This window comes from Streptomyces sp. NBRC 109706 (assembly GCF_000974485.1).
Taxonomy (GTDB): domain Bacteria; phylum Actinomycetota; class Actinomycetes; order Streptomycetales; family Streptomycetaceae; genus Streptomyces.
In genome coordinates this window covers 366,131-382,997 of the sequence record NZ_BBOM01000008.1, presented here as the reverse complement: position 1 = coordinate 382,997, position 16,867 = coordinate 366,131, and the positions used below count along the sequence as shown (strand labels likewise).

The window sequence follows — 16,867 nt, the reverse complement described above, 5'->3', positions numbered from 1 at the left end:
CTCGGAAAGCGGGGGTGGCCGGACGCGGCCACAACCCCCGGGCCCCGGTTGGCCGGTGCAACGATCCGCGACGCCCAGGCGAACACGTAGGCGAACGGAAGAGGCACTGTTCGCTTCCCTGTCGCACATCTCGCGGAGCCCCATCGGCCGCCATACCGGAATGCACGGTAACTGGCCACCGAGAGGCGATGGCGGCGGCGAAATAGCCGGACGGCTGTCAGACCCAAACCATAAAGTAGCCGACGCATCACCCAGGGCGACCAAGTCGGCTGCTGTCGACGCCTGTTCGCCGTGCCGTTTCCCGTCCCTTCCGGAAGAGGCGATGCCATGCGTCCCCCCGAACCACCGATCCCGTACCGCGCTCCCGCACCGGAGAGGAGCGGCCGATGAGAGCACGCCGCAAAGCGTCGGAGGATCTTGGCCCCGAGGTCGAGGTGTCCGAATCCGAACGGGAGCTGTTCGGCGGCCAGCTCGTCTATGACACCTCCTGGGCGCGGCACGAGGGCGAGCGCTTCCAGTTGGATCTGCGCACCATGGTCCGTCAGATGCCGCGTCTGGTGGGCCGCGCGGTCGGCCTCGCCTGGCGGGCCGACCGGAGCGCCACCGTCCGGGTCGCGTTGGCCGAGCTGACATCCGGCGTCTGTCAGGCCCTTGGCCTGCTGGGGGTCAACTGGCTGTTGACCAGGCTGCTGGCCGGCGGCGAGATCACCGACCGGCTGCGCGACGCCCTGCCCGTCGCCGTGCTGCTGGCCTGTGTGGCCGGGCTGGGCGCGCTCTGCGGCGCGCTGTCGACCATGCTCACCGGCCCTCTGGAGCCCAAGGTCGAACGGCTCGCGAGGGAACGCTATCTGGAGCGGGCCTACCAGGTGGAGATGTCGGCCATGGAGGACGACGACTTCCATCGGCTGCTGGAGTCGGCCCAGTACGGGGCGACTTCGGCGCGCAACATGATCCGTCACAGCGTCTCCGTCGTCGGTGCGCTGTTGTCCCTGCTGGCCGCGGCCACCGTGCTGACCGCCCTGCATCCGGCCCTGCTGCCGATGCTGGCCCTGATCGTGCTGCCGCGCGCCTGGGCCACCCTGAGCGTGGCGCGTCGTCGCTACCGCAGCTTCCACCGCTGGGTGCAACACGGCAGGGCGGCCGGCATGTTGAGCCGGCTGGTGACGGACACCGACGCGGCGCCGGAGATCCGGGTGCACGGCGTGGGGCCCTATCTGCTGCGGCACTTCCGTGGCATGTCGATCAGCCAGGAGAACGAGCAGGCCCGGCTCGCCCGGCTGGCGGCGCGCACCGAGGTGCTGGCCGCCCTCTGCACGGGCATCGCCACCCTGGGCACCTATCTGCTGTTGGCCGGGCTGCTCTGGACCGGCACGATGGCGCTGGCCGCCGCCGGCACGGCGGTGTTGGCCATCCGCAGCGGCACGGGAAACCTGGACAGCCTGGTGCGGCAGATCAACTATCTGCACGAGGAGTCGCTGTATGTGGGCGATCTTGATCGGCTGATGCGGGAGTCCGAGCATCGCAGGATGCCCGAGGGCGGCCGGCCCCTGCCCCGGAAGGTGCGGGAGATCAGCTTCGAGCGGGTGACCTTCCACTACCCGGGAGGCTCGGGAGAGCCCGTGCTACGGGACGTGTCACTCACCATGCCGATGGACCGTGGCGCGGTGGTGGCCCTGGTCGGGGAGAACGGCTCGGGCAAGAGCACCCTGGCCAAGCTGCTCTGCGGGCTCTACCTGCCGCAGAGCGGCACGATCCGCTGGAACGACATCGACGTGGCCGAGCTGGACCGCCAGGCGGTCTTCCGGCACTGCTCCATCGTGCACCAGGACCACTACCGCTGGCCGATGACCGCCCGGGTGAACACCACCATCTCCCGGACGGAAGTCCCGGTGGACGAGGGGAGGTTGGCGCAGTCCGCCGGCCATGCCGGCATCGAGGAGATGATCGCGGGGCTGCCCGGGGGCTGGGGCACACTGCTCTCCCGGACCTTCCAGGGCGGCCATCAGCTCTCCGGCGGGCAGTGGCAGCGGTTGGGCATCGCCAGGGCGCACTATCGCGACGCTCCGCTGCTGGTGGTGGACGAACCGACGGCGGCGCTGGACGCGCGGGCGGAGCAGCGGGTCTTCGAGCAGATCAGATCGCTCGCCGACCAGGGCGAGACGGTCGTGCTGATCACCCATCGGATGGCCTCGGTGCGCCACGCCGATGTGGTGCATGTGCTGCACGAGGGCCGACTCGTGGAGTCCGGCACCCCCGAGGAGCTGCTGTCCCGGCCGGAGGGCGGGCACTTCCGGGAGTTGCACGATCTCCAGGCCGCCCAGTTCCGCCCGGTGCCGTCGCCACGGGGCGACGCCGAGCCGGCGGCGGATGGGCTGACCGGAGCGGTGGAGCATGGGGGGACCGGCTAGCCGAAGCGGCCACCCCGGGCGGGACCGCCCGGGGTGGCCGGCGGCGGCAGGGGCTACCCGCTCCGGCTCAGATGCCCAACAGGTCGACCAGATCGTCCGCGTGGTCTTCCTCCTCCTCCAGGATGGACTCCAGCAGCCGCCTGGTGGTGGGGTCCTCGTTGCCGAGCCAGCGGATGATCTCCTGATAGGTGGAGATCACGATGCGCTCGGCCAGGAGGTTGTCCTTGAGCATCTTCTCCAGGTCGCCGTCGCGGGGCGCGGTGTAGTCGGTGGTGGCGCGCTGGGCCAGGGTGGCGGGGTCGAAGTCCGGGTCGCCGCCGAGCTGCGAGACGCGCTCGGCCGCGCGCAGCGCGTGGTCCATCTCCTCCTTCGCGTGCTCGGTGAACTCGGCGGACACCTGGGCCCGGTCGATCCCGGTGGCGGCGATGGCGTGTCGGGTGTAACGCAACCAGCACACTACTTCGGTAGCTACGACATCGTTGAGCACCCCGATGACCCGGTCGTGGTTGAGGCCGTAGGTGTCGGTCACCGGTCCGGCCTCCATCCGCGCCCTGGCCTCGTCGCGAATCCTGGTCACATCGAGGACGAAGTCGTCGGTGGTGGTCATGGGGAGGTCTCCTTTGTGCGGCGAGCTGGGCGACGGCGCTTCCGGTGGGCGCGAGCGCCTCGGTTCCGGACAGTAGGCAGCCGCCCGGTTGCCGACCGATCGGCACACGCCGTACCGGTTGAGCCCGACTCCAATGGCGCAGCGCGGGGCCTTCGCCCCCCGGGGAGGTCAGCCGGCGGGGGCCGGCTGGTCCCGGGGGCACCAGACGGTCCCCCGGCCGGCGTACCGGCCGTGCGCCAGCTCCGTACCGCAGCGCGGGCAGTCCCCGTGCGTCACGTCCCGGTGCCCGGTCAGCCAGGAGCGCCGAGCCGGCACGTGTCCGGCCCGGACGGAGACGCGCAGCACCTGGTGCAACGACCGGCCGAGCCGGCCGCGTTGCTCCCCGCTCAGCTGGTTGGCGCGCCGGCCAGGATGCAGCCGGGCGTGCCAGAGGATCTCGTCGGAGAGCAGATTGCCGAGACCGGCGATGGCGGACTGGTCCAGCAGTGCGGCCTTGAGCTGACGGGGACGCCCGGAGAGCGCGTCCGTCAGCTGCTCCCGGCTGATGCCGAGGGCGTCGGGCCCCTGGTCGGCGAGCAGCCGGTCCACATCGCCCGGGGTGGGGGCGAGCCAGATGCCGCGCAGCTTGCGCTGGTCGCGGAAGCGGAGCTGCCGGTCGTCGTCCAGGCCGAACAGCACCCGGTCGTGCGGTTCGGGGGCCTCGTCCGCCGGGGCGCAGACCAGTTTCCCGGTCATCCCGAAGTGCAGGAGCAGCGCTGGCCCGTCGGTGTGCATGATCAGCCACTTGCCGTGGCGGCGCGGCTCGGTGACCAGGCGCCCGGCGACGGCGTCCCGCAGCCGCCGGGCGGTGAGCCCGCCGCGCAGTACCCCGGAGTCCCGCACCTCGACACGGGTGACGCGATGCCCCGGCCCACAGTCGGCCAGGACCCGCCGATACGCCTCGACATCCGACAGTTCGGGCATAGGCCCAGGCTACGACGCCTCCGCCGTCCCGGCACGGCCAGGGATCCCCCCCCCGGCAGTGCGGAGCCCCGCCCGTGCCCTCGGCGCCGTAAACGGCGTGGCGAGGAGGGCCGGCTGCCCTTCCCCGACGCCTCGTTCCGGCTGGTCGTCAGCCGCCATACGGCCTATGACCCGGCAGAGTTGCGCCGGGTGCTGACGGCGGACGGGGTGTTTGTCACCCAGCAGGTCGGGGGTCGGGATCTGGAGGAGGTGAACGAGGCCCTGGGCGCCCCGCCCCACACCTATCGGGACTTCTCCCTGGCCTCCGCCGTGGCGGAGCTGGAGCGCGGCGGCTTCGCGATCGACTGGCGGCAGGAGGCGCGGGTCGAGGACCGTATCGCGGACATCGCCGCGCTGGTGTTGTTTCTGCGCATCACCCCCTGGCATGTACCGGACTTCGATGTCGATCGGTACGCTGAGCAACTGGACGCGCTGCATCGGCGGATGGACAACCGCGCCCCACTGCACGTCAGTTGCCACCGTTTCGCCCTGGTCGCCCGCCCCCTCCCGGAGCCCGCCGCCCGACCGGCGAGCATCTGAGTCCGAGGCCATGGGCCTTCCGGCCGCACCGCGCCCACAACTGGCGACACATCCGTCAAACGGCGACAGAGATGTCACACCTGGACGCCAACTCACCATGTTGGCAGACAACTCTCCGTAGCTGTCCGGTAACTCATCGAGTTGCCGGACAGCGGCCGCCGCGCCCCCTGCGCACGCCGCACCGCCCGGGTAGCGTGGCATCGCGGGGTCGGGCGCCGCCCCCGGGTCGATCGACGCTCACCCTGGGATGGACGATGGCACGCGACACCCAACGCCGGTTGGCGGAGGCACTGGACGCCTGGCGGCAGGCCCGGGATTTCCGGGCGGCCGGCCGCACCACGCGGGCCGGGCTGGCCTACCAGCGGGGGATCAACGCCTTTCTGCTGTACCGCAACGTGTCCCGGCGCGAGGAGGAGGAGCGGAACGTCCTGCCGCGCACGGACCACACCCCCGTGCTCTACGCGCTGGGCGCCATCGGCCGCGAGGGTGTGCCGGCGATCGAGGCCGCCAGATCCCGCAGGTTCGCCATGGCACACGCCCGCACCGCGCTGGCGGCCGCGCATCTGGCCGATCCGGGCGGCGGCGTTCCGGAGGCCGTCGGCCCGCTGCTCTCCGGGCCCTTCCCCGTGCTGCCCCGCCTCGACCCCGCCGACGAGGAGCCGGTGCCGGCCGACGAACGGATCGCCGGGGCGGCCTCGTCGCGACTGTTGATGGCCCGTCTGATGGTCACCTATCCAAGGGTGTTGACGCACGAACGCGACCGGTGGCCGGTGGCACCGGACGAGCCGATGCCGTTCATCCGGGAGCGGCGCCGCTTCCGGTCCGCCGTGCTGCCCGGCTGCCAGGGGCTCGACCGGCACGCGGAGATCCGCCGGCTGGCCGCGGACGGGGTGCGCCTCTACACGAAGTTGGCGCGGGCGATCCCGCGCTACCAGGTCGCCCTGGACCGCGCCACCGACGAGCAGCGGGCGATCCGGCGGGGCCTCGAACAGGGCTGAGAGGGACGGGAACTCCCACCCCACGCGTTTCAGGAACCACGGGGCGCCGGGTTGACGTCCATCAGACGTCGCCTCGTTCGATCCATCGGCGGACGGATCGAACGGGACGCCAACTCTCCGCTCCTCGACCCGGGTCATGGCCCGGGTCGAGGGCGGGGAGCGTGGCCGGGATCCCTCAGTCCGTCGGGATCCGCAGGAAGGTCACGGAGTACGGCGGGAAGGTGTGGACGAAGGTGTTGTCCACCCCGTCCAGCGTCGAGGTCTCCGGCTGGATGGGCCGCTCGGTGCGGGTGTTCACCGCCTCCGGATCGCCCCGCAGCAGCGTCAGCTCGGCGCTGGCCCCGACCTGGACGTCGGCGCCCAGATCGATCGTCGTACGGGCGGCGTCCTGCTGGGCGTTGACCACCTTGACGATCAGCTCGCCGGTCTCCAGGTCGCGGGTCACCACCTGGCGGAACGGCTCGGCGACCGCGTCGTCGGTGAAGCTGCCCCACTCCTGGCCGTCGAGCAGCAGCGTGACCTGGCGGCCGCGCACCTGGATCTCGATGTCATAGGCGCGGCCGGTCTCGATCGTGGTGCCGTTCTGGATGAGTGTGCTCTTCGCGCCCCCGTCGGCCCGTTCCACGGCGGACACGGTGTTGCCCCAGCCGCCCAGGTTCCACCAGTAGTGGTTTCCGGTGCCCCGGACGCCGAAGGCGATCAGAAAGCCCTCGTCGCCGGCCTGTTTGGTGGCGGTGACGCTGAGGTCGTAGTCGTGCCAGCCGGGGTCGCCCGCGGTGACCAGCGCGTCCTCGGCGGCGGTGTCGTGCTGGACATAGGCGCCATCCTGGACGGCCCAACTCCCGTTGCCGTTCCCGCTCCAGCGTTCGGCGCCGGCGGAGAAGTCCTCCGTGAACAGGGTCTCGCCATCGGCCGATGTGACCGTCACATCGTCGTAGGCGGCACTGGTCAGCCAGGTGCCGAGGCCCACCGCACCGGTGATCGGTTCGAGTGGCACGGGGGTGCCGCTGGCCTCGCTCGGCACCACCTGGTGGCCCCGGTTGGTGCTGAACAGCCTCTGCACCTCGTAGCTGGCGGACGGCCAGGACTCGCGGTTGTCGAACCAGATCAGGTCGGGATGCCACTGGTGGTTGGTCTCGTGCGCGAAGAGCGGGGCGTAGGAGGCCATCTTCACGACGTCGGCGTTCCGTTCGACGCCGGTGAGGAAGGACGCCTCGGCGAGGGCGTTGTAGAAGGTGTTGTCCTGGGAGGCGTACTCCCCCAGGAAGACGTCCGGGCCCTCGCGGTCATAGGAGTCGTAGCGGTCGTTGTTCTCCAGGAACCAGGCGGGCGAGTTGTAGAAGTGCTCGTCCACCAGCTCGACCCCGCCCTCGGTGTTGAGGCGCCAGAGATGGTCGAAGAGCGGACCGCTCGATCCCGGGCCCGAGTTGCTCACCACCGTGATCCCGGGGTGCTCGGCCTCGATCGCCGCGCGGAACTGCTCGAAGTTGGCGTAGAACTCCTCGGCCAGGTTCTCCTCGTTGCCGACGGCCACATGGGTGAGGCCGAACGGTTCGGGGTGCCCCATCTCGGCGCGCAGCGCGCCCCATTCGGAGTCGGCCGGGCCGTTGGCGAACTCGATCAGGTCCAGGGCGTCCTGGATATGCCGCCGCAGCAGCTCCGGGTCGTCGGTGTGGTGGTTCTCGCCGCAACCGGTGACCAGCGCCGGCAGCACGGGCAGCGGCAGGGCGCCGATGTCCTCGCTGAACTGGAAGTACTCGTAGTAGCCCAGGCCGTAGGACTGGTTGTAGCCCCAGAAGTTGTGGTTGGTCGGCCGTTCCTCGACCGGGCCGACGGTCTCCTTCCACTGGAAGGAACGCTCCCGCGGGAAGTCCGGTGCCTCGTACGCCTCGTGGCTGCCGGTGTTGACGATGCAGCCGCCGGGGAAGCGGACAAAGCTGGGCTCCAGATCGGCGACCCGTTGGGCGAGGTCGGGGCGGAGGCCGTTCTCCCGGCCGAGGTAGGTGTCCCGGGGGAAGAGCGAGACCATGTCGAGCGCCACGCTGCCTGCGCCGCCGGCGGTGACGACGATCTCGCCCGCGTCGGTGGTCCCGGTGGCGTTCAGGGTGCCCGAGTAGCGGGCCCAGCCGTCGCCGGCGATCTCGACGGTCAACGGGTCGGCGAGGTCCGCCCCCTGGTCGTCGCGCAACCGGACGGTCAGGGGGGTGAGCGACTGGTCGGTGCGGGCCCAGACGGAGAAGTCGTAGGCGGCGCCCGCGTCCAGGGCGATGCCGCCCCAGCCGGCGTTCGCCAGACCGTAGCCGTCGCCGGCCGACGCGCCGTCGCCGTTGAGGTCGAGCCGCAGATAGCCGCGGTTGTTCTCGTTCAGCCGGCCGTCGTCGTCCACGGCCAGGGCCGTTCCGGTGGCGCCGGCCGACACCTCACGCCAGGCGGTCAGGGGGGTGAACGAGGCGTGGTCGGCCTGGTTGTACTCGAACGAGCGGTTCTGGACGAGTTCGGCGTAGAGGCCGCCGTCCGCCGCCTGGTTGATGTCCTCGAAGAAGACGCCGTACAGGGTGTCGTCGATGGTCGGCCCCGCCCCGCCGGCGTCGACGGAGAGGGTGTAGTCGGTCTCCGCCGCCGCCGGATCGGCGACGGTGGGCGGAGCGACGACGAGTACGCCGGCGATCAGGGCGCCGGCGGTGAGACCCGTCCTGAGTCTCCTGGTTGACATGCGGTCTCCTGAAGGTGGGGGCCCTCTGGCTTCTGGTCTCGCGCACAAGTGGCCATCCGACACCCTTCGTTCGACATATCGGACGCTGCTCAGCCACTCGAACGGACCATAGGGGCACCCCCGCACCCCGTCAACACCTCGCGCCGACCCCGGAATTGCGGACGTGACACCCCGGGCCGAGCACGGACCGCAAGCGCACCCGCCGGGTGCGTGACCGGGGTTCGCGGCGGCTGGCAGGCATTAAAGAAGCGTTAAGATTGCCGGATTCTGGCAATGAATTCTCGACCCCCGAGATGGCACTATCTGATTACCAGCAGGAAGCAGCGACAAGGGAGCGGGCCTCCCGGAGATGGTTGCCTGGAGCCGGCATGACGGCACCGCGCGACCACTGACGGTCAGGGCCCGGCCGGACGATCGGCGGAAACGTCGAGGCCGGGCACCGTTCCCCTCGCTGCGGGCGGTTCCCGGGCCGTGCTGGGGGGCCGGTCCGGGAACCGCCGCTGGTACCGCCGTCGGGGGACGGCGGTCACGGGGGGCGTGGGTGGGTGAGGTGGCCCAACGGGGGGCGGGCCTGGGTGCGTTGGCTGTCGAAGCGTGACCGGAGTGTGGTCGGGGTGAGCGGGGGGAGAGCCCCACCCACGACCTGGGGGGCCGGTGACGTGGGCAGCCGACGGCGACGAGCACGAGGTGGGGGCCTCGGATCGTCCGCCCGGGCCGGCCGGGCCACCTCAACGCACCCCCGTGGGACGGGAGTTCGAGCGGCCTTCCGTCCCACGGGGCGTGCCACACGCCGGGGCGGAGGGGCGTGCTACAACTCCCGCTCGGGCCAGCCGAGCAGCCGGGCGCCGATGACGGCGGTCTGCAGGGTGTAACGCTGGATGGGGTCGGCCGGATCGGCGCCGGTCAGGGTCGCTATCCGTTTGAGCCGATAGGTGAACGCCCGCACGCTCAGGGCGAGTTGACGGGCGGCCTCGGCCGAGACACAGCCGGCGTCGAAATAGGCGTCCAGGGTGCGCACCAGTGGCCCGGCGCCGCCCCTGGCCTCGCGCAACGGGCCCAGCACGGTACGCACCAGATCGGCCATGGCGTGCTGGTTCCTGGTGAGCACCGGGAAGACCAACAGCTCGGAGGCCCTGAGCACTTCCGGCTGGAGCCCCATCCGCTCCGCCAACTCCAGTGCGCTCAGCGCCTCCTCGTAGGACTGGACCACGCCGCCCGGGCCCGGATGGGCGCGCCCGATCGCGACCCGACAACTCCCCTCGAACGACAGAGCGATCCTGGCCTGTTCGGCGAAGTACTCCACCACATCCGGATGGTGGCCCGGCACCACACAGACCAGCCGACCGTCCTTGGTGGTGAGCAGCACCCGCCGCTGACCGAACCTCGCGGCCAGCGCCGTCTCCACCCTTCGGGTCAACGGATGGGTGTCGTCGTGCGGTTGGCCGCTCTCCGCCACCGCTACGGTGTGGGTGTGCGCCAGTTGCAACCCGAAGCGCTCCGCGCGAGCCGAGAGATCACCCAGATCACTCCGGCCGTGCAGCAGGTCGTCGATGAACTCACGCCTGGCGGCCTCGTCCCGGCGCACCGCGACCAGCTGGGCCCGTTCGTATCCCTCGGCCAACGCGTCCACCGCCTGCTCGGCGGCGGCCAGCACGCATGCCGCCGCCGTACGCACCTGGCGCGCGCCCGGCGCCTCCGCGACGCCGGGAAGGTCGAGCCAGAACGCGCGGGTGGCCACCAGATGGCCGCGGATCAACTCGCGCAGCCCAAGACCCTCCCGCGCCGCGCGCTCCCCCAACTCCCTGCGCTCGTCCACCTCAGGCCGGGTGAGACGCCGGCCGGTGACGGACACCTCGGCCAGAATCTCCGCATAGGCGTCCAGATAGTGAGCCGGTATCACGCGATGTGCCACGGAGTTGACGCCCTTCCTCGCCCCTGCCCTCATCGGGGCGCGCTGGCGCACCCAGCCTACGCAGCGGCACCCGCGCCGGTCCCCCGGGGCCCCGGCGGCGCGCGCCGCCGGACGCGCGCCCTACTGCGCTCCCGGTGAGCGGGCCGACACTCGACCGGGGTCGCCCCTGCGGCCCCGACGAGCAGGACCGACACGGACGAGTGGGAGATACTTGGCGATGCGTAACCGCACACACCTGTCATGGACGGGCACCCCATGGGCCTGGGTGCGCGCCGCGCACCCCGTTCCGGTGCTGGTGGTCACCGGGCTCACGGTCTGTCTGGCCGTCAGCTTCGGGCACTCGGCGCACGGCACGGCCCTGGTCACCGGCGCGGTCCTGGCGGGCCAGCTGTCGGTCGGCTGGCTGAACGACCTGGTGGACGCCGCGCGCGACGCACGCGTCGGGCGGGTGGCCAAGCCCGTGGCCCAGGGGCGGCTGGCCCCGACCGCGGTGGTGGGCATGGTGGTGGGTTCGGCCCTGCTGGCGATAGCGCTCTCCCTGCCCGGCGGCTGGCCGGCGGTCGTCGCCCACCTGCTGGCGTTGGTGTCGGCGTGGCTCTACGACCTGGGCGTCAAGGCGACGGCCTGGTCGGTGCTGCCCTATCTGGTGTCCTTCGGACTGCTGCCGACCTTTGTGGTGCTCTCGCTGCCGGGCGCCCCGCTGCCACCGCTGTGGCTGGTGGCCCTGGGCGCGCTGCTGGGCTGCGCGGCACACTTCGTCAACACGCTGCCCGATCTGGCGGACGACGCGAAGGTCGGCGTGCGCGGCCTGCCCCACCGGCTGGGCGCGAACGGCAGCCGGGTGGTGACGGCCGTGGCGCTGCTGGCCTCGGCGCTGCTGCTGGTCGGTCCGCTCCAGCTGGGCGGTGACCTGCGGCTGCTCGTCCTCCTGGTGGCCGCGCTCGCGGCCGGCGTCGGCCTCTTCTTCGGGCGCCGGGCCGGGGACACCAGGGTGGCGTTCCAGACGGTGCTGCTGGTGGCGACGCTCGACATGGCGCTGCTGCTGACGGCGGGCCTCTCGATGGGTTCCACCGCCTGACCCGTCGGGCGGCCGACGCCGGGCGCCGGCCGCCCCGTTCACCCCTTGACGGCGCCCTGCATGATCCCGCCGACGATCTGCCGGCCGAAGACGACAAACATCACCAGCAGCGGCAACGTTCCCAGCAGCGCGCCCGCCATGATCACCGACTGGTCCCGCACATAGCCGGCGCTCAGCCGGGTGAGGGCCACCGGCACCGTGAGGTTGGAGTCGTCCAGGGCGATATAGGGCCAGAAGAAGTCGTTCCATGCCTGCACAAAAGTGATCATGAAGAGTACGGCCATGGCCGGTCTGGCGACCGGCAGCACCACGCTCCAGAAGATGCGCAGCGAATGGGCCCCGTCCACCCGCGCGGCCTCCACCAGCTCGTCCGGCAGCGCGTTGCCCAGATACTGCCGCATGAAGAACACGCCGACCGCGCTGACCAGGGTCGGGAAGATCACCGCCGGCAGGGAGCCGCCCCAACCCAGCTCGCTCATCATCATGAACAGGGGGACGACGCCCAGTTGGGGCGGGATCATCATCGTCCCGATCACCAGCATCAGCAGCGCGTTGCGCCCCCGGAACCGCAACTTGGCGAAGGCGAAGCCCGCCAGGGTGGCGAACAGCACGGTCGAGGTGGCGATGGCCCCGGCCACGATCAGGCTGTTGGCCATCGCCTGGCCGAGCCCCGCGTCCTGCCAGGCCGTCCGCAGATTGGTGAACAGGTTCGGCCCGGGCAGAAACGGCGGCGGGCTCTGCGTCACCCGGGTGTTGTCAGTGGAGGCTGCCACCATGGTCCAGTAGAGCGGAAAGAGCGACAGCAGGGCGGCCAGCCCGAGCAGCACATAGGCCACCGGTCCGGCATGGTGCTGCCGCCCGGCACCGGGGCGGAGAAACCAACGGCGGTCCGCGCGTTCCTCGGGGGCGACGGTGTCAGTGGTCACGGGATCCACGCTCCTGGTCAGGCTCGGCGGGACAGGACGCGCCACAGCACCCGGTGCAGCACGAAGAGGAGGATCAACAACAGGAACATCGCCCAGGCGACCGTGGCGGCCCGGCCCATCTGGTAGTTGCGCCACCCCTCCTCGTAGAGGAGCAGCCCCAGCGTCTGGTACTGGTTCTCCGCTCCGCCGGTGATCCCGTTGACCCCTTGGCCGAAGATCAGCGGCTCACCGAAGAGTTGGGTGGCGCCGATGGTGGAGAGCACGATGGTGAAGACGATGGTGGGCCGGATACCGGGAACGGTGACCTTGGTGAACTGCTGCCAACGGGAGGCCCCGTCGATCGCTGCGGCCTCGTAACGGTCCCTCGGGATGGCCTGCATCGCGGCCAGATAGAGCAGCGCGTTGTAGCCGGTCCAACGCCAGATCACCATGCTGGAAATGGCGAACTGCGCCGGCCACTTCTGGCTCTCCCAGTCGATATGGTCGAACCCGAACAGGCTGAGCCCCCAGTTGATCATTCCGAAGTCACGCTCGAACAACATGGTGAAGACCAACGCGGCGGCCCCCACCGAGGTGGCATAGGGCGCCAACGCCGCCACCCGGAAGAACGCGGAGCCGCGCAGCCGGTAGTTGAGCAGATGCGCCAGCCCCAGCGCCATCAGCAACTGCGGCACGGTGGAGAGCACCCCGATGGTGATGGTGTTGGCCAGCGCGTTCCAGAAACGGTCGTCCTGCCAGAGCGCGGTGTAGTTGTCCAGCGCCAACCAGTCCATCTGATCCTGAGTGGCCAACTCGACCCGGTGCAGGGAGACCCAGAGCGTGTAGATCAACGGATAGGCACTGAACGCGGCGAAGATGACAAAGAACGGCGTGATGAACGCGTAGGGCGCCGCCCCGAGATCAAGACGGTGCAGCAGATTGCGCCATCGCTGCCCCCTGCCGGGGGCAACCGAGGTGGAACTGGCCACGGTGAGCTTCCTTCCCATACACGAACCCAAAGGGACGGACAGAACGGATCGGACACAGCCCTCGAACGGACCGCGGCCACACGGACACGACGACACGGGAACCGCCGTGAATCACAACCCCAGGACGAACCCCGCCGGGGGCCAGCGGCCGGAACGGTTGGCCTGGCCGGCCCACGTCGGTGGCAAGCGCCGACACCCACTGCCGGAGCCAGCACCACGAACGGCCGCCCCCGAAGCCCCAGGCAAGCCAGGGACCCAACCACCGCCCCACACACCACCCGCTACCCCCAGCCCGCCGACACGGCCAACACCGCACCGCGCCCAGCCCCGCCCGGCCCAGCTAGCCAACCCGCCCACACAGCCCAGGGGCATAACCACCGCCCCACGCACAAACCCGCCCCCTCCCGCATCCCTCATCCCGCCCACCGACGAGGCCAACGCGCCACATCAACCCCACCCCAGCCGGCCAAGCCAACGCACCCGCACGGGCCAAGCCAGGGGCCCAACCACCGCCCCGCCCACCGCCCGACCGGCCAGCCCCAGCCCGCCGACACGGCCAACACCGCACCGCGCCCGACCCCGCCCAGCTAGCCAACCCACCCGCACAGGCCAGAGGCCCAACCACCGCCCCACACACAAACCCGCCCCCTCCCGCATCCCTCATCCCGCCCACCGACAAGGCCAACGGGCCTCCCCGGACCCGGCCCGGACCCGACAACCGCACTGCCCCCGCCCCATCCACAACAGGCCCCATCCACCACAGGCCACATCCGACCAACCCGCATCCCGCCCGGCCCGGCCGGCCAGGCCACCGCATCCCGCCCAGGGCGCCCGGCCCGGTCCGGCCAACTCCCGACCGCGTCCAGCCCGCCACGCGAGATCCGTCCGAGCCGGCCCCACCCCCAAAGCTGCCGGGGCCGGCCGGCCAGGCCACCGTCCCCGGCCCGGCCGGCCGCCCGGGCCGCGCGCAGCGCGGCCGGCGGGCGGCCCCGCCCAAGCCCCGGCGGCAAGCCGCTAGCCGACCGCTCGGGAGATGTTCTCCTCCGTCGCCTCCCAGGCCTCCTCCGCACTTCTGCCCTGGGACTCGATCAGCTGCAGCCCCTGCCCGAACGCGTCCTTGATGGTGCCGTCCTTCCGGCCCAGCACCTGCTCGTCCGGGATCTCCTGGGCCGCCGCGCCGAAGATCTCGCCGATCGGGGCGTCGTTGAAGTACGTCGCCGTCGCCCCCGTCACCTCCTCGGACTCGATGGCCTCGGCCGAGGACGGGAAGTTGCCCAACTCCTGGAAGATGTACTGCTGTTGTTCGGGCGCGGTGAGCCAGGCGACCAGTTCGGCGGCCTCGTCACGGACCGGGCTGTCCTCCACCACGGAGAGGAAGGAGCCGCCCCAGTTGGCGCCCTGCGGGGCCCGCGCGATGTCCCAGTTGCCGGCGTTCTGTTCGCCCGCCTTCTCGCTGATGTGGGCGAGCATCCAGGCCGGGCAGACGGCGGTGGCGAAGGTGCTGTTGGCCAGCCCCGGGTCCCATTCGGGCTGGTACTGGCGCAGCGCCGCCGTCATTCCCGAGGACGCGGCTTGGGTGGCCAGCTCCCAGGCCTCGGTGACCACCGGGTTGTCCTGGTAGATCAGATCGCCCTCGGCGTTGTAGAACTGCTCGGACGCGCCGTAGACCATCGCGTTGAAGAGGCCGGTCGAGCTGTCCATATAGGAGAGGTCGGGGTCGGCCGAGTTGGCCATGAACTGCTCGCCCACCTCGACATAGCGCGCCCAGTCGCCCTCCCAGAGGGCAGCCACCTCCTCCCGGTCGGTGGGCAGTCCCGCCTGTTCGAACATGTCCCTGCGGTAGCAGACGGCCATCGGACCGATATCGGTGCCGAGGCCGAGGACCTGTCCGTCCGGGGTGGTCATCTGGTTGAGCTTCCACGGCAGGAAGTGGTCGGTTCCGGCGGTGCCGGAGAGGTCGGCGAAGTTGTCGGCCTGGGTGTCGACGATCTCCTTGGCCCGGCCGATCTCGATGCCCTGGATGTCCTTGAGCCCGCTGCCGGCGGCCAGATGGGTCTGGAGCGCGGTGTAGTAGGTCTGCTCGTCGCCGGCGACCTCGACCTCGACCCGGACGCCGGGGTTCTCGTCCATGTACCGCTCGAAGAGTCCGGTCTCCTCGAAGCCCATCACCCCGAAGAGGCCGACGGTGATGGTGACGGAGCCGTCGTCGGAGCGACCGCCTCCGGTGCTGTCGCCGCCGCCCGAGCAGCCCGCGAGCAACACCAGGGAGAGGGCCGCGGCGGCCGTGGCCGCGCGTCGTGTTCGGAAGGGTTTCCAGGTGGTGCCCATGACGTCCTCCTTGCGCCGTGCCGGTCTCCGCCGGCACGACCACGCGGCGCCGGGCGGATGGTGCGGGTGGTGCGCGGGCTGACGCGGGACATGACGCGTCGGCCCGAAAGGTCCGTTGGGATCGTTCCCACTTCGCGTGGGAGCGATCCCACGGCTGTGAAAGACTGTCCGCGTTCCGCGTCGGTGATGTCAAGGAGGAGAGAGCAAACTCCTGATGAGTGAGTGTGGTTGACCCCCGTCGGCCGACGGGGGCGCCGGGCCCTGCCCGCCGCGGGGCCGGTGGCCCGGCCGACCGGTTCACGAACTGCCGAGAGGGAGACCGATGCCATGGCTGGCAGTCGACGCCCCACCATCAAGACCGTGGCCGCGCGCGCGGGCGTGGGAAGGACCACCGTCTCCCGGGTGTTGAACGGATCGCCCCTGGTCAGCGACCGGGCCAGGAAGGCGGTCGAGGAGGCCATCGCCGAACTCGGCTATGTGCCCAACTCGCTGGCCCGCGGCCTGGTGCGCAGCCGGGCGGACTCCATCGCGCTGGTCATCCCCGAGTCGGAGAGCCGGCTGGGCGCCGAGCCTTACTTTCCCGCCGTGATCCGGGGCGTGAGCCGGGCGTTGGCCGGCACGCCGATGCAGCTGCTGCTCACCCTGGTCCGGGACCAGCTCGAACTCGACCGGTTGGTCGATGTGTTGACGGAGCGTCGGGTGGACGGGGTGCTGCTGGTCTCGGTGCACCGCCACGATCCACTGCCCGAACTGCTGGAACGGCTCGAACTGCCAACGGTGTTGGCCGGCCGCAGGTCGTCCGACGAGCCGCTGGTGCACGCGCACTCGGACAATGTGGGCGGCGCCTCGGCGGCCGTCGCCCACCTGTGGGAGCGCGGCCACCGCACCGTCTGCACCATCGCCGGGCCCCCGGACATGGAGGTCGCCGAGGCACGGCTGCGCGGCTGGCGGGCCGGCCTCACCACGGCTGGAGTGACGCCCGGTCAGGAGTTGGTGGCACGGGGGGACTTCACCGAACGGGGCGGCCGGCTGGCGATGGGCGAACTGCTCGACCGGCACCCGGCGTTGGACGCGGTGCTGGCCGCCTCGGACGTGATGGCCGCCGGCGCGCTGGCCGAACTGCGGGCGCGGGGGCGCCGGGTGCCGGACGATGTGGCGCTGGTCGGCTTCGACGATTCGATCGTCGCCCGCCACACCGACCCGCCGCTCACCTCGGTCCGGCAGCGGGTGGAGGAACTGGGTCGCACCATCGCGGAGTTGCTGCTCATGGAGATAAGGGAGCCGGGCCGGGCGCCGCGTCGCACCGTGCTGCCGACGGAGCTGGTGATCCGCGAGTCCAGCTGACGGGAGCCCGGCCGACGGTAGTCCAGCCGACGCGGGTCCGGCC

At 71.2% G+C, this 16,867-nt stretch carries 12 protein-coding genes; 5 read left to right on the top strand and 7 right to left on the bottom strand.

The features are described 5' to 3' along the window. Positions 1-386 precede the first annotated feature (386 nt). Positions 387-2,408, top strand: a complete 2,022-nt coding sequence (locus AOM46_RS18835) for an ABC transporter ATP-binding protein (RefSeq protein ID WP_067226353.1) — start codon at positions 387-389, stop codon at positions 2,406-2,408. Between the two features lie 67 nt (positions 2,409-2,475). Here the strand turns inward: AOM46_RS18835 and AOM46_RS18830 are convergent, their stop codons facing one another. Together AOM46_RS18830 and AOM46_RS18825 are read right to left on the bottom strand one after the other, a co-directional pair. Continuing rightward, positions 2,476-3,015 carry a ferritin-like domain-containing protein gene (locus AOM46_RS18830; RefSeq protein ID WP_062213426.1) on the bottom strand — a complete coding sequence of 180 codons (540 nt, stop codon included), beginning with the start codon at positions 3,013-3,015 and terminating at the stop codon, positions 2,476-2,478. A gap of 168 nt (positions 3,016-3,183) precedes the next feature. Next, the gene (locus tag AOM46_RS18825) at positions 3,184-3,978 is read right to left on the bottom strand and encodes an Fpg/Nei family DNA glycosylase (protein ID WP_062213424.1); all 795 of its coding nucleotides are present in this window, start codon (positions 3,976-3,978) and stop codon (positions 3,184-3,186) included. 189 nt (positions 3,979-4,167) lie between these two features. Here AOM46_RS18825 and AOM46_RS18820 point away from each other — a divergent pair, with 189 nt between their 5' ends. Then, the gene (locus tag AOM46_RS18820) at positions 4,168-4,557 is read left to right on the top strand and encodes a hypothetical protein (RefSeq protein ID WP_158920481.1); all 390 of its coding nucleotides are present in this window, start codon (positions 4,168-4,170) and stop codon (positions 4,555-4,557) included. Between the two features lie 254 nt (positions 4,558-4,811). Continuing rightward, on the top strand, positions 4,812-5,555 hold the full coding sequence (locus AOM46_RS18815; RefSeq protein WP_062213421.1) for a hypothetical protein: 744 nt from the start codon (positions 4,812-4,814) through the stop codon (positions 5,553-5,555). A 175-nt stretch (positions 5,556-5,730) separates the two neighbouring features. Here the strand turns inward: AOM46_RS18815 and AOM46_RS18810 are convergent, their stop codons facing one another. Next, a complete protein-coding gene (locus AOM46_RS18810) occupies positions 5,731-8,268 on the bottom strand; it encodes an alpha-L-arabinofuranosidase C-terminal domain-containing protein (protein ID WP_062213420.1) in 2,538 nt (845 codons plus the stop codon). A gap of 808 nt (positions 8,269-9,076) precedes the next feature. Then, positions 9,077-10,180 (bottom strand): CdaR family transcriptional regulator, encoded by a 1,104-nt coding sequence (locus AOM46_RS18805; protein WP_234313852.1) that lies wholly within the window; start codon positions 10,178-10,180, stop codon positions 9,077-9,079. A gap of 217 nt (positions 10,181-10,397) precedes the next feature. On the opposite strand from AOM46_RS18805, the gene AOM46_RS18800 reads away from it, so the two are divergent. Then, positions 10,398-11,258, top strand: coding sequence for a UbiA family prenyltransferase (locus AOM46_RS18800; protein WP_062213416.1), 861 nt, complete (start codon positions 10,398-10,400; stop codon positions 11,256-11,258). 38 nt (positions 11,259-11,296) lie between these two features. Here AOM46_RS18800 and AOM46_RS18795 read toward each other — a convergent pair whose 3' ends face one another. The 3 genes from AOM46_RS18795 to AOM46_RS18785 form a co-directional block, all read right to left on the bottom strand. Further along, entirely contained in the window at positions 11,297-12,193 is an 897-nt protein-coding gene (locus AOM46_RS18795; protein WP_062213414.1) for a carbohydrate ABC transporter permease, read from the bottom strand. A gap of 8 nt (positions 12,194-12,201) precedes the next feature. After that, positions 12,202-13,152 carry a carbohydrate ABC transporter permease gene (locus tag AOM46_RS18790; protein ID WP_234313850.1) on the bottom strand — a complete coding sequence of 317 codons (951 nt, stop codon included), beginning with the start codon at positions 13,150-13,152 and terminating at the stop codon, positions 12,202-12,204. A gap of 1,014 nt (positions 13,153-14,166) precedes the next feature. Continuing rightward, on the bottom strand, positions 14,167-15,480 hold the full coding sequence (locus AOM46_RS18785) for an ABC transporter substrate-binding protein (RefSeq protein ID WP_062213410.1): 1,314 nt from the start codon (positions 15,478-15,480) through the stop codon (positions 14,167-14,169). A gap of 327 nt (positions 15,481-15,807) precedes the next feature. On the opposite strand from AOM46_RS18785, the gene AOM46_RS18780 reads away from it, so the two are divergent. Then, the gene (locus AOM46_RS18780) at positions 15,808-16,824 is read left to right on the top strand and encodes a LacI family DNA-binding transcriptional regulator (protein WP_062213408.1); all 1,017 of its coding nucleotides are present in this window, start codon (positions 15,808-15,810) and stop codon (positions 16,822-16,824) included. Positions 16,825-16,867 lie beyond the last annotated feature (43 nt).

Bases quoted from the DNA above. Each gene is read 5' to 3' on its own strand.
- AOM46_RS18785 (WP_062213410.1), bottom strand. From the start codon at position 15,480: ATGGGCACCACCTGGAAACCCTTCCGAACACGACGCGCGGCCACGGCC.
- AOM46_RS18780 (WP_062213408.1), top strand. From the start codon at position 15,808: ATGGCTGGCAGTCGACGCCCCACCATCAAGACCGTGGCCGCGCGCGCG.
- AOM46_RS18800 (WP_062213416.1), top strand. From the start codon at position 10,398: ATGCGTAACCGCACACACCTGTCATGGACGGGCACCCCATGGGCCTGG.
- AOM46_RS18835 (WP_067226353.1), top strand. From the start codon at position 387: ATGAGAGCACGCCGCAAAGCGTCGGAGGATCTTGGCCCCGAGGTCGAG.
- AOM46_RS18810 (WP_062213420.1), bottom strand. From the start codon at position 8,268: ATGTCAACCAGGAGACTCAGGACGGGTCTCACCGCCGGCGCCCTGATC.
- AOM46_RS18815 (WP_062213421.1), top strand. From the start codon at position 4,812: ATGGCACGCGACACCCAACGCCGGTTGGCGGAGGCACTGGACGCCTGG.
- AOM46_RS18830 (WP_062213426.1), bottom strand. From the start codon at position 3,015: ATGACCACCACCGACGACTTCGTCCTCGATGTGACCAGGATTCGCGAC.
- AOM46_RS18825 (WP_062213424.1), bottom strand. From the start codon at position 3,978: ATGCCCGAACTGTCGGATGTCGAGGCGTATCGGCGGGTCCTGGCCGAC.